The sequence below is a fragment of the Nonomuraea sp. NPDC003707 genome (assembly GCF_053587055.1).
The window spans coordinates 1-11,945 of sequence record NZ_JBSFNK010000062.1; the positions used below are offsets into that span (position 1 = coordinate 1).

14 protein-coding genes are annotated in these 11,945 nt (G+C 67.1%); 8 read left to right on the forward strand and 6 right to left on the reverse strand.

Features of this window, described 5'->3' with window-relative positions:
* Positions 1-465 precede the first annotated feature (465 nt).
* Positions 466-978, forward strand: coding sequence for an NUDIX hydrolase (locus ACWDRB_RS62915; RefSeq protein WP_449911585.1), 513 nt, complete (start codon positions 466-468; stop codon positions 976-978).
* 446 nt (positions 979-1,424) lie between these two features.
* Here the strand turns inward: ACWDRB_RS62915 and ACWDRB_RS62920 are convergent, their stop codons facing one another.
* Both ACWDRB_RS62920 and ACWDRB_RS62925 read right to left on the reverse strand, forming a co-directional pair.
* Positions 1,425-2,258 (reverse strand): protein phosphatase 2C domain-containing protein, encoded by an 834-nt coding sequence (locus tag ACWDRB_RS62920; protein WP_449911587.1) that lies wholly within the window; start codon positions 2,256-2,258, stop codon positions 1,425-1,427.
* Between the two features lie 9 nt (positions 2,259-2,267).
* Positions 2,268-3,164 (reverse strand): hypothetical protein, encoded by an 897-nt coding sequence (locus tag ACWDRB_RS62925; protein WP_449911589.1) that lies wholly within the window; start codon positions 3,162-3,164, stop codon positions 2,268-2,270.
* Positions 3,165-4,229: 1,065 nt separating this feature from the next.
* On the opposite strand from ACWDRB_RS62925, the gene ACWDRB_RS62930 reads away from it, so the two are divergent.
* The 6 genes from ACWDRB_RS62930 to ACWDRB_RS62955 all read left to right on the forward strand — a co-directional run bounded on the left by ACWDRB_RS62930 (position 4,230) and on the right by ACWDRB_RS62955 (position 6,916).
* Positions 4,230-4,571 carry a hypothetical protein gene (locus tag ACWDRB_RS62930; protein ID WP_449911591.1) on the forward strand — a complete coding sequence of 114 codons (342 nt, stop codon included), beginning with the start codon at positions 4,230-4,232 and terminating at the stop codon, positions 4,569-4,571.
* Entirely contained in the window at positions 4,568-5,137 is a 570-nt protein-coding gene (locus ACWDRB_RS62935) for a hypothetical protein (RefSeq protein WP_449911593.1), read from the forward strand. The genes ACWDRB_RS62930 and ACWDRB_RS62935 overlap by 4 nt, the downstream gene beginning before the upstream one ends.
* A complete protein-coding gene (locus ACWDRB_RS62940) occupies positions 5,137-5,472 on the forward strand; it encodes a hypothetical protein (protein ID WP_449911595.1) in 336 nt (111 codons plus the stop codon). The genes ACWDRB_RS62935 and ACWDRB_RS62940 overlap by 1 nt, the downstream gene beginning before the upstream one ends.
* Positions 5,473-5,535: 63 nt before the next feature.
* Positions 5,536-5,886 carry a DUF6221 family protein gene (locus tag ACWDRB_RS62945; protein ID WP_449911597.1) on the forward strand — a complete coding sequence of 117 codons (351 nt, stop codon included), beginning with the start codon at positions 5,536-5,538 and terminating at the stop codon, positions 5,884-5,886.
* Positions 5,883-6,110 (forward strand): hypothetical protein, encoded by a 228-nt coding sequence (locus ACWDRB_RS62950; protein ID WP_449911599.1) that lies wholly within the window; start codon positions 5,883-5,885, stop codon positions 6,108-6,110. Before ACWDRB_RS62945 ends, ACWDRB_RS62950 begins: the two co-directional genes overlap by 4 nt.
* Positions 6,107-6,916: a tRNA(His) guanylyltransferase Thg1 family protein gene (locus ACWDRB_RS62955; RefSeq protein WP_449911601.1), complete on the forward strand. Its 810-nt coding sequence runs from the start codon at positions 6,107-6,109 to the stop codon at positions 6,914-6,916. The genes ACWDRB_RS62950 and ACWDRB_RS62955 overlap by 4 nt, the downstream gene beginning before the upstream one ends.
* Before the next feature lie 774 nt (positions 6,917-7,690).
* On the opposite strand, the gene ACWDRB_RS62960 is transcribed toward ACWDRB_RS62955, so the two are convergent.
* The 3 genes from ACWDRB_RS62960 to ACWDRB_RS62970 form a co-directional block, all read right to left on the reverse strand.
* Positions 7,691-8,224, reverse strand: coding sequence for a hypothetical protein (locus tag ACWDRB_RS62960; protein WP_449911603.1), 534 nt, complete (start codon positions 8,222-8,224; stop codon positions 7,691-7,693).
* Between the two features lie 527 nt (positions 8,225-8,751).
* Positions 8,752-9,006: a hypothetical protein gene (locus tag ACWDRB_RS62965; RefSeq protein WP_449911605.1), complete on the reverse strand. Its 255-nt coding sequence runs from the start codon at positions 9,004-9,006 to the stop codon at positions 8,752-8,754.
* A complete protein-coding gene (locus tag ACWDRB_RS62970) occupies positions 9,003-10,178 on the reverse strand; it encodes a WD40 repeat domain-containing protein (protein ID WP_449911607.1) in 1,176 nt (391 codons plus the stop codon). The genes ACWDRB_RS62965 and ACWDRB_RS62970 overlap by 4 nt, the downstream gene beginning before the upstream one ends.
* 96 nt (positions 10,179-10,274) lie before the next feature.
* On the opposite strand from ACWDRB_RS62970, the gene ACWDRB_RS62975 reads away from it, so the two are divergent.
* Positions 10,275-10,502, forward strand: coding sequence for a hypothetical protein (locus ACWDRB_RS62975; RefSeq protein ID WP_449911609.1), 228 nt, complete (start codon positions 10,275-10,277; stop codon positions 10,500-10,502).
* A gap of 39 nt (positions 10,503-10,541) precedes the next feature.
* On the opposite strand, the gene ACWDRB_RS62980 is transcribed toward ACWDRB_RS62975, so the two are convergent.
* A complete protein-coding gene (locus ACWDRB_RS62980) occupies positions 10,542-11,915 on the reverse strand; it encodes an MFS transporter (protein WP_449911611.1) in 1,374 nt (457 codons plus the stop codon).
* Positions 11,916-11,945 lie beyond the last annotated feature (30 nt).

Below are 11,945 nucleotides of genomic sequence, written 5' to 3' on the forward strand. Positions count from 1 at the left end.
GCTGACACAGCACGGCGAGATAGCCATGTACCGACACGAGCTATCACGTTCCGTCACCACCGAAAGTGGGCCAGAGCCACTGACTGGACACACCCATCTGGCCAGACCACCAAGGTCTTCAGGACATTCCTAGGCCAGGATACGCGGGGCGGGGTGGCTGTCCAGGCTGTATCGGGTGCGGGCAGAGGCGCGGGTGGTGCGAGGGTCGGCACGGCCCACGGCCTCCGGCATGTCGCGCAGCGCGGTGCCGGCGTTGAGGGCGAGGGTTGCGAAGGACCGACTTCTGCCCGTACTCACTGTGTGCGGTTGTGTTCGTGTGGCGATCGAGCAGGTGACTTTCCTTCGGGGTGTTCGCGCTGGGGATCGTCGCTCGTGTTGCGTTTCCGGGCGGATCATGTGATGCAGATCACTAGCTTGGGGTGCTCGTAGAGCAGGCTGTCGGTGGTGCCTGCGATCATGTCCTGCATGGGCGAGCTGGTCGAGCGAGTGGATGAACGGGACCGCGTGCTGGGAGTCGTGGATCGCGCAGAGGCGGAGCGTCGGCGATGGATGCATCGGATCGCGACGACGATCTGTCGCGATCCGATGCGGCGGATCCTGGTGCTGCGCCGCGCGGAGCAGCACACTCGCTTTCCCGGCCACTATGACGTGATGGTCGGCGGTGCCGTGGATGTGGGCGAGTCGTATGAGGACGCGGCAGCCCGCGAGCTGTCCGAGGAGTTGAGCGCCGACGTCCCGGTGCGTTTCATGTTCAAGTTCCTGTGCCGGGATGGGGTCAGCCCTGTCTGGTTCGGGGTGCACGAGGCCGTGATCACCGAGCCATTGGTTCCAGATCCGTCCGAGATCGGTTGGCATGCCTGGCTCACAGAGCTCGAACTGCGGGAGGTCGTAGATCGATGGCCTTTCGTTCCCGGTGGGCGAGAGGCGTTGCGCCGATATTTAGTATTCGAGAACGAGGGCCAGCCGTCGGCTGGCTGATCGGCGGCACCATATCGAGTGGGTGGCTCAGCTGCATGGCCCGATTCCCTCAGCCCGGGCCGGCAGCCGACGTACTCGGGTGTCGCGGTCGAGCTGGCGGCGGAGTTGGAGGATCTCTTCGTGTTGGGCAGCGAGGTGGGAGAGCGCTTCGTTGCGGAAGTCAGTGAGTTCCTCGATGGTCTGATCGCGGTGAGCGAGGCGTTGTTTGAGGGTGGCGATCTGCTCTTTGAGTCAGTGGATTTGGGCGTCGCGGGGGTCGGGGGTGTCTTTGGTGGCGCACACCACCGCAACCAGCAGATCGGCATCGGCCTCGTCGCTGGGCGTCCATCCAGCTGCCGGCGAAGTCGTGCAGCTGGTCGGGGGCCGAAAGGCAGGAGCCATAGCCGCGCAAACTGCAGGGCTTGCTCCAGATGCCCCAGCTCCTCGAACGGGGTTGCCGTCACTTGTTAAGCCGCCCAGTCTGGCAGGTAGGCCGCTGCTATATCGTCGCGCCGTTTCGCCCGTGGCCACCGCTCACCTGCCGGGTCGCTCGCTTCGGCGGCGCGGATCTCCGTGAACAACCGTTCCGGGGCCGAGGAATCGAGTACGTTCAGCAGGTCCTCCCAGCCGCCCAGCCCGAACTCCACGTACCGGGTCGCGCCATCGGACAACAGCGCGATCCTGCGCACCTCGTCCGCAGGAAAACTGCCGATGTGGGCGTGGTGGGCGGCTTCCGGATCGTTCGACGCGATCCAGTAGCCAAGGCCCTTGGGCCTATTGCGGAGCCGCCGCTGCTTGGTGACGAACGCGATCCGCGCCGCCTGATGCTCTGGCGTGCCCGTGGGGAGCGACGCCATCTGCTGATATTCCGCGACCGCCACACGGTCGATCCGCCGATCCGAAATCGTTTGGATGGTGCCGTTCACATCGGCAACGAACGTCGAATCACCCAGTACCAGGTACTCAACCTGGCCCTGGGCGATCCGGGCCATCACGACCGTGCTGGACGGGGTTCCCGGATTGTTCAGGTCGCAGAAGACGCCGTGCGAGTCGGCGACAGCGTCGATGGCCTTCGCCAGCGCAGTGGTCAGCGCCATTCTCGGGTCACGCATGTAGAACATGGCGTGGTCGCCGAGCTGGTTCACGTACCACGGGGTTCCGTGATCGCATCCGGTCGGCAACTCGCTAGGGCCACCTGCGCCATCAAGGAGAACAGCTCGAGCGGAGGTGGAGTTGACCGTCGCTGAGACGTAGTCCTCGTTGGCCTTGTCGTCCCGTCCTGGGCGCGTGTCGAGGAACACCGCTGCCCCCTATCTCTTGCTGCGGACGTGGATCGGGGTGACGATTTCGGCTCGCAGGACCTGTTTGCCCTCGCCGCCGGCGACTGTCTTCACCACGCAGGACCACAGGCCACGCCGGGCCTGCTCCCAGAGGGTTGCGATGTCGCGGCACAGCACTTCGGCAGCGCCGGCGGAGCCGGGTGCGTGGATGCCGCCCAAGTAGAGGAAGGACCCTTCTCGATCTGGACGTTCGATCCGTCCCATGTGTGCGTAACAGGTGCGCTCTTCGTCCGACCCATCGCTGTCGTGGTCGAAGTCGCTGTGGTACTCCAGGCCGGTCTTGATGTCGGTCATGTACCAGTGCCCGTGATCGTCTCGCCTCCACTTGATTGAGGGGTCGGCGCTGATGGCTTGCGCGACCAAAGGGGTAATTCGTGGGCCGATCATGACGATGAGGTGGTCGCGGTTCAGGTCTACTTCGCCGCCGACGCTCACGACTTCGGTCCGGGTGTCCATGTTCCAGCGGTGCGCCAGTGTCTGGATCTTCATGGCTGCCTGCACGGTTGTGTCCACGATGGACGAACGCCGCTGCTCGTTCGCGACCTTTTCCGCGACGGCCACGGTTATGGTGGAGCTCACGCGCCCCCTGGGGGCAATCAGTGCTCGCTCTGGTCCCGCGCCTGTCGCCGTGATCTTGCTCAGGCGTCCCCGGGTGAGCCCCAGTTCTCGCGCGATGTGGGCAGCCTTCCAGCCTTGTTCAAGCAGGTCGTCGATAGCTTCGCGCCGGATGTGCGACAGCTCTGTGACCTCGTTCTGGAGCCGTTCCTGCATCCGGCCAGCAGTTTGAGCACGTTCCACTGGGTCGTCAATCTGGGCAATCTTTTCGATATCGGGGTTAACCACCTCTGGAGGGTTCTCGCTGGTCATCAATATCCTCTGGCCGTCCGCTGCTTCCAGGGGGAAACTCGGTCATGATTCCACCCGTTGACGAGGCCTTTGCCTCGTGTTTACAGTCAACTGCGATGACATGTTAACCCCTAACAACGCACCACAACAGAAGGCCTCAAAAGTGCGACTCCCGGTGCTGGAACGCCGAAGCCCGTGACTACCAGAAGGCCCCCGGGTGCTGGAACGAACGCCCCGGAGACCTGACGACAGCAAGACGGCCTCGGTGCTGGAACACCGGAGGCCGCCGATCAGGCTCTCTCCTCGTGAAAGGTGACCGCCTCTCATGCCAGCGACCATGCGGGACACGAACCGCTCCCAGGCGCTGGCGGATGAAAGTTCTCCTCTCGGTGGCAGAGCCTTCAAACGAGGGATGGGAGAACCAATCCCGGGCCTCCGACCGTGTCAGCGGGGGGTCAGATGATGCCCTACTGCCACCCTCCGGCAGGAAACACCTTGCTCCCAGTCGTTACGCACGGACGTCCGGACGGTACCGGCGGACGGCCCGGCATCGGGGTCGGCGACCGGGGGAAGGAGGTGCGCTCCATGACGGAGCCCTGTCCGCACGATCGGCATCGACGCAGCCGATGGATCCGCAACGGCCTTACGGTCGTGAAGTTCGTCGGCTGGCTGGCCTGGCTGGCCTGGTCGGTGTTTGATCGATTCGCCCACTAGGGCGAGCGGGCCTCCTACCCGGTACGGGTGGCCATCCTTCCGGTAGGAGGCCCGCAGCGACCTCTAGCGTATGACGTCGCAGGCCAAAGCCCGTAAAGGGGATGCAATACGAGCCCGCCGCAGGGTGGCCGTTTGTGGCACAAGGTAGAACCCCTTGCCCTCCAATGATCATCGAATGCGTATAAAACGGGAACCGAAATTCGTCAGCCCACAACCGAAATTGACGTCAGGTTAGCGTTCACGATCTGGCGGCGATGATCCGGCCAGGGCGACATCACTTCTTCAACAGGATCCCGCCGGGCCGACGCTCTGCAGCTTCCCACAACACCACCGGGCGGCAGCGACCAAAACACGGTCTCCATCGCCCGCCTCGTGCATGGCGTACCCGACGACCTCACCCGCGACGTGCGCCGGGACCTGTGTCGATGGATCGAGCAGGCATGGCAGATCCGCGACATCAGCGATAGCGAGAAGCGGATTCCCATCCACCTCCCCAAGGGGCAGTTGCCGCCCGCCTGGCCGTACTGCAAGACGTACTCGATCAGGCTGGCCCAGGAGTCCGGTCGGATGGCGTGCTCCAACCCGAAGTGCGAGGACGAAAACGGCAAGCGGCCCCGCGGTCGCATCGAGAAGAATCAGCTCGATGGAACCCCGACCCTGGTATGGGCCAACGGTCGAGCGCAGTACTACTACGGCAGCCAGGAGGCATCGTGAGAAAGATCCCCACCATCTTCGTCAGGGACTGGGACGGCAGCCCGAAGCACGTCACCCGAGAGCCGAACCCAGAGTGCGCCTGGGTGTTCGCCGGCGAGGGCGAGGCGACCGTGAAGTGGGACGGCACCTGCGTCATGCTCGACGACCAGGGCGAATGGTGGGCGCGCCGCGAGGTGAAGCCGGGCAAGGCCGATCCTCCTAACTTCGTACTGATCGAGAAGGACGACGAGACTGGCAAGCGAATGGGCTGGGAGCCGGTCGAGCAGTCCGCGTTTGCCAAGTGGCACGCCGAGGCGCTCGGCATGGGCCACCGGCCGCTGCCTGGCACGTACGAGCTGCTTGGGCCGAAGGTGAACGGCAACCCGGATGGGTTCGAGGCGCTCGTCCTCATGGAGCACGGTTGGGCGCCGTTGAGGCTCCGCGAGCTCGCAAAGAGCGCGCCCCGCGACTACGACGGGCTGGCGGCATGGCTCGCCACGTGGCCGAACGAGGGCCTGGTCTGGCACCACCCGGACGGCCGAATGGCCAAGCTGAAGCGGCGAGACTTCCCACACCAGGGGGAGTGATGTCGATCTACTGCACCCGCCTGTCCGCAGACGGGAAAGATGAGCTGCCACGTCCGATCGCCTACCTCGGGTCGCACGTCCGCATCGCTGACGACCCGTGGCGGTACGGCAGCATCGACACCGCGCACATCCCGGACTGGTGTCACATCGATGCCGACGCCGGCGACACGTCCACATGGCGGCCTGTACCGTATCTGCGCCTGGGCGTGAACGCCTACGACGAAGCGCACAGCGGAACCGAGGTGCGAGCCACCGTGGTACTCGACGAGCAACTCGTGCGTGCGCTGAGGGATGACTTGACCCACTGGTTGGAGAACTCGGAGGACCGGGCGTGAGTCACGACGACATCCGCCAGTGCCTGGCCGCTGTCGAGCACCTCACCAAGCTGGAGCGCTGCGATGGATGAGCTGCTCGCGTTCGTGCACGCCCGGCTCGACGAAGACGAAGCCGTAGCGCTCACAGCCTGTAGCGATCCAGATTGTGGAGTGTGGGCGATCAGCGAAGACGGCGTGGACTTCGACCAGTACGAGGTAGACGGATTCCATCCAGCGACCGCTGCCCACATCACGCGCCACGACCCGGCCCGGGTGCTCCGCGATGTCCAAGCCCGGCGGACGACGCTCGTGCGCTGCCAGGAGGAGATGCTGGCCGGCAGCCCGCGCCTGGCCCACTTCGCCAAGATGACCGTCTGGGAGATGGCCCAGAGCTGGAACGACCACGAGACGTTCAAGGAAGGGTGGAAGCCGTGAACGACGTTGAAGGCATGCTCACGCTTCTGGCCGTAGAACCCACCCTCATGCCGTCGGCGGCCGCTCACGCCGGTGGCGACTACATGGAACACAGGCAGCGCGACGAGCGCGCCTACATCGTCGTATCGAAGAAGAAGCCTGAGACCGGGCCCCGATGGCTCGACCCCTGCCTGGACTGCGACCACTGGCTACTCACCAAGCTGCCCGAGGAGTGGAAGCTGTGAGCGACAAGACGGCCCTCGGTGACCGCATGAAGCTGTACGAGTCGGCGACGCGGACGATCCTGCCGCGCCGCACCTACTCCGTGGTCAGAGTGGATGGGCGCGCCTTTCACACCTTCCTGCGTCACGCCGACAAGCCGTTCGACGAAGCGGTCATGACCTCGATGGACGCCGTCGCCGAGGCACTTTGCACGGAGATGTCTGGGGCCGTGTTCGCCTTCACCCAGTCGGACGAGTGCAGTGTCCTGTTGACGGACTTCGACTCGCACGGGACCCAGCCGTGGTTCGGTGGGGTCGTTCAGAAGATCGTGTCCATCGCTGCTTCGACTGCGACCGTGGCGTTCAACAGGCGCTACGGCATTGACCACGCGTACGCCACCTTCGACGCGCGCGTCTTCACCATCTCCGACGTGGTGGAGGTAGCCAACTACTTCCTGTGGCGGCAGCGAGACTGCGTTCGCAACAGCATCACTATGGCCGCCCAAGCCGTGTTCTCTCACAAGGAGCTCCATGGCAAGACGACCGGCCACATGCAGGAGATGCTGTGGTCCCAGCACGGCATCAACTGGAACGACTACCCGGCCGGCGCCAAGCGCGGGCGCGTATGCGTCCGCTACACGGAGGAGCAGGACGTCACCTGGACTGAACGTCACACAGGCCAGCAGATGACGTCCAAGGCGCTCCGGTCTCGCTGGTTGTCGGAGGCCGCCCCACACTTCACCGCCCAGCCCGGCGGATGGCTGGCTGCGACGATCCCGCCACTTCCGTCCCTCGCAGAACCCGCGAGCAGAGAGGAGTCCAGGGCATAACGTTCAGCCAGGGCGACGTCCGCGTGACCATGTTCGACGGCGTGGAGTCGACTCCGTTCGTGGCGGAGACCGTTCCGGAGAAGATCACCGCCTGCCCCGCACTGCGCGCGCGGCCTGAGGGTCCTGCAACCGGCATGGAACTGCAACCAGTCGCCTCCTCTGCGCGAACCGCATCACTGATAGCAGCGTCACATGTACTTTCCGTGCTCGCCCCCAAGGAGGCCCACATGCCCCGCGCGAAGACCGCCACCACCCGCGAACAGGTCAAGGGCTGCGGCTGCCTCATCGCGACCGCCCTGCTCATCGTCGGAGGCTGTAGCAGCCTGTTCGGCAGCGGCCAGCCATCCCCGGCTGCCCCCGCCGTGCCCCCGATGTTCACCTCCACGCCAGCGATGACCTGGCAGGCCGAACCGATCAAAGACCTGGACGACGACGGCATCGCTGATCGCTACGATGGCGACGCTGATGGCGATGGCGTGACCAAAATCGACGACCGCGACGACCGGGACGCCACCAGGGGAAGCGCAAGCCCGTCCGCACGGCGAAGCCCGCGCCGAAGAACAATCCTCTCCCGCGCGCCAACGCGCATCCGGGCGGTTTCTGTGGCACCCAGGGCGCGGTGGGCATCGCGTCCTATGGGCGCACGTACACGTGCCGCGGTGGACACTGGCGCCGCTGATGCGAAGCAGGGCCGGGACCCACCAGCCGAGCGACGCCTGCTACGGCATCCGTGGTGTGGAACGATCCAGCTCCATCTTGCGGAATTCACTGCGATCAGCGCTTGCGCGCGTCCACCCTTAAGGAGTGCACCTCACCTGGGCCGATCTGCTTGATCCTGCTGTGGCCGCGATCATCGGCATACTCAGCGGCATCGGCGCTCTCATCGGCCTTCTGCGCACGCGACGGCAGCGCCGGACCGAGCAGCGCGAGCGGCTTGTCGCTGCCTGCGACCAGTTGCTCGTCGCGGTCGGAGTGTTCCAAGGAGCGATCGCAGCTCAGGCGCAGGCGTGGGGTTCCCTGCGGGCCAAGGCGCTGATCGGCCTGACCGTTGCCGCTCTGGCCCTGGAAGGCCGCATTGTCCATGGCACGCCGTATGCTGCCATCGGCCGGTGCTCCCGGGCCGTCTTCGGCTGGGACCAGGCTGGATCTGCGGCCATTGCCCAGACGATGCCCCTCCTCGCCCAAGCGGTCACCGCCGCCGCCCTGGAGATAGGCCGCGGAGGTGACGCGGCTCTCTCCGGCGCTGCGCGCGACCTCGCGCTGATCGGCGTCCAGACTGGCGGCCGACGTCACCAGCGGGCGCTTCATCGTGTGCAGGAGGCGTTCCTTGCCGAGCGCAATAGGATGGCCCGCCAATAGCGCAACCGACCGATCCTCGCGGGCATGCTGCCTTCCTCGGCTTGAGGCTGCTCTTGGCTGGCCGCTCTTGCACTCCCAGGTGGCCACCCACCGCCGGACCGCAGCGCCCGTCCAGATCTCGTGCGGGAATTCCAACCCTCGCAATTCGGCTACAACTTGCGGGTTGAAGGCGTGATGCAGCCGCCCACCTGGGAATTCACCTGGTTGGATGGGAAGCCCGAGATCCAACTCTCTGTGGAGACGATGGGTGCCGCGCTGGCCGCAGTGGTTCCCCAGATCGCGGACCAGCCGTACTGGGCCGCCCGGATCGCCGAGCTGGGCATCGGCGCGGCACACGACGGTAGGACCCCGACCGTCGAGTCCCTGTCAGCCGCGCTCACCACAGCCCTACCCCCGAGACCCGAGCACGAGCCAGGGCCGTGGCGGGCACGATCCACACCGACGGAGCGATGGTGGCCGCGAAACTGCTCCTCGACTCAGCCAGCCGGTAAGGCTGCCCGTGCCCGCGTGAACGCCCGGCCTGCCGGGCGTGCGGGTTTGGTGAGGGAACCGCTGCCGGTCTCGATGATGTTGGCATCGAGCTCGCCCGACGCCGGCGGCGCCAGGAACCGATGAGCTTCATCCCGCTGCGCGAGCCCCTGGCCACCGAGCCGGGCGTCGGTCTCGCGGTCGCGACCGAGGAGGCGTATTACGCCACCGCCCACCGGCTCCACGATGTGGCCGCTGGTCACCAGGCTGCGCGCGGTGAGTCGCCCTCACCCGGACGCTCGTCGACGGTGATCGGCACCGAGGTGACCGCGCCGTCGGCGAGGCCGACCTGGTAGGCGCGCCACTCGTGCACGTACAGGAGATGCTCGCCGGTCCCGTCGACGCTGAAGCGCAGGCTCAGCGAGGCGTCGTGCGGCAGTTCCGGGCGGGCCAGGACCTGCGCCGGTCCGCCCGTCACGGGGACGCGTTCGACGGTGTGCCCGGACGCGTAGATCAGCGCGCTGCCGTCGGGGGTGTGGGCGAGCGAGTCGATCGGCGTGGCGCCCGTGGCGTTCTTGATGATCTGGTACGTGGTGCTGTCCGGGTCGGCGGCCAGACGGGTGAGGTTGAGCGAGGCGATGGCCCGGTGCCCCAGCACGTAGGCGATCGAGCGGCCGTCCGGGGCCCAGGACAGGCTGCTCAGCATCGGGTGCGTCATCGTCTTCCAGTCGCGGCGCCGGCCGGTGGCGACGTCGAGTACGGAGATCTTGGCGCCGCCTCCGATGAGCGGCGTGGCGTAGGCCAGCCGGGTGCCGTCGGCGCTGAGGGCGAGGTCGTAGACCGCCCTGAGGTCGTCGGGGTCGGTCTGCGTGACGGCGACCGGTTTCCCAGGTCGCCCGTCCTCGCCAAGGTGTACCAGGAAGAAGCGGATGTCCGGATTCTTCGGCTCGGTCCAGCCGGCGATGGCGAACGTCCGGTTGTCCCGGGCGGCGGCCACGAGATGCCAGGAACTGGAGATACCGGGCGGCAGCGGGATGTTCGCGATGAACGCTCCGGTCTCGGCGTTGTGCACGGCGGGCGGCACCGATGTGAAGACGCCGGTCTTGGAGTTGCCGGGGAAGTGGACGAGCGGAGTTCGCGCGGAGACGAAGTAGCGCGGCCGGCCCGTCGACGGCAGGGGTGCGCCGGTCGCCATGGGATCGGTCAGGGAGGTCGCCGGCGGGTACGGGTGCCGTACGGGACCCGAGGACATCATGTGCGGGGGCTGCGGCAGGAGCACCGTGGCCGACGGCTGCGGTGGGGATGCCGGTGGCTGGATCGCCGGTGGCTGGGTGGCGCTGACGAGCGACACCCGGTCGGCGGCCGGATCGGCGCAGCCGGCGACCAGGACGGCCAGGGCTGAGCCCGCCAGCGTGGCGGACGCACGGGAGGACATGCGTTGATCATCGTATGAAAACGGTGTCCTTGCCCAGCACGGGACACGAAACCATGCAGCCGGTCGCCGATGCGTCAGGCGCGGTCGAGGTGCCGGGTGAAGAATCGGACCGCGCTGTCGGTCTCGAACCTGGGCGTCTCCTTGTGTCTGTCCGCGTTGGCGTGCAGCGTCTTCTCCTTCGAGGCGAAGGCGTCGAACAACGCCAGACCGGACTCGCGCGGGATGGTGATCCGCTTCGCCGTCTCGGCCAGGAGGTCGGGCCAGTGGAGGCCGAAGACTGCGGCCGTGATCCTGGAGTCGACCGCCGCCCACCGTGCCCGATGAGCACCAGGGGTGCGCGATCGGAGCCGGAGGCGGGCGTGTCTAGGCGCGGCCGGTCACCTCGTCGCCGGCGGTTCGGGGGAGAAGCAGGGTGGGGATCGCCAGGAGGGCCAGGATGATCGAGAGGAGGACGAACGCCACGCGGTACGGCCCGGCCGCGTCCGCCACCCCGGGTATCGTCTCGCCCAGCCGTACGAGCAGCGCGCCGATCGCCACGCCGAGGCCCGCGCCCAGCTCCTGCAGCGTCGACAGCAGCGTGTTGGCGTGGTTCATCCGGTCCTGGCCGACGTCGGCGAAGGCCACGCTGTTGTACGCGGTGAACCCCGTCGACCGTACGATCCCGCTCACCAGCAGCAGCACGAGGATCAGCGGCAGCGGTGTCGTGGGCTCGAGGAACGCCATCCCGACCAGGCACGCGGCACCGATCACGATCGACCAGAGCAGGACGATGCGGATCCCGAGCCGGCGCATCAGCGACGTGGTGGCGGGCTTGATCCCGACGTTCCCCACGAACAGTGCGATCACCACCAGCCCAGCCTGCGCCGCCGACCAGCCGAACCCCACCTGGAACAGCAGCGGCAGCACGAACGGGATCGCGATGATCACGCCGCGGTAGACCGACCCGCTCGCCGCCGTGACCCGGTACGTCGTCACCCGCAGGATCCGCAGGTCGACGATCGGGCGCGGAGCGCGCAGCAGGTGCCGTACCGCCAGGCCCAGACCTGCGACCGCGACCACCAGCGCCACCGCCGTCGACGGCCCGAACCCCGAGCCGAGCCCTTCCAGCGCCACGATCAGCCCCGCGACGCCCACCGCCATGAGGGCGAACCCGGCGCGGTCCAGCGGGTCACGGGCGTCGGCGCGCAGGTCGGGCACGATCCGCAGCGCCACGACCAACGCCGCGAGCCCGAGCGGCACGTTGATCACGAAGATCCACCGCCAGGACGCGTAGTCGGCCAGCAACCCGCCGACGACCGGCGCCAGCACCGGCGCGAGCAGGCCCGGCCAGGTCAGGTACGCGATCGCCCGGACCAGGTCGGACTTCTCCGTCGTCCGCAGCACCACCAGCCGGCCGACCGGCACCATCAGCGCACCGCCCGCCCCCTGCACCACCCGCGCGGCGACGAGCGCGGGCAGCGTCGGGGCCAGTGCGCAGCCGAGCGAGGCCAGCACGAACAGCACGATCGCCACCGCGAACACCCGGCGTGGGCCGAACCGGTCGGCCAGCCAGCCGCTGATCGGGATCAGCACCCCGATGGTGAGCACGTACGCGGTGATCGCGACGTTCACGTCGATCGGCGCGATCCCGAGCTCCGCGGCGATACGCGGCGCGGCGGGCGTGATGACCGTGCCGTCGAGTATCTCCATGAAGAACGTGCCGGCGACCAGTAAGGCCAGCCCTCTCTGGAATTCCACGTCGGCAAGGGTATAGACGGCGCAAAACCG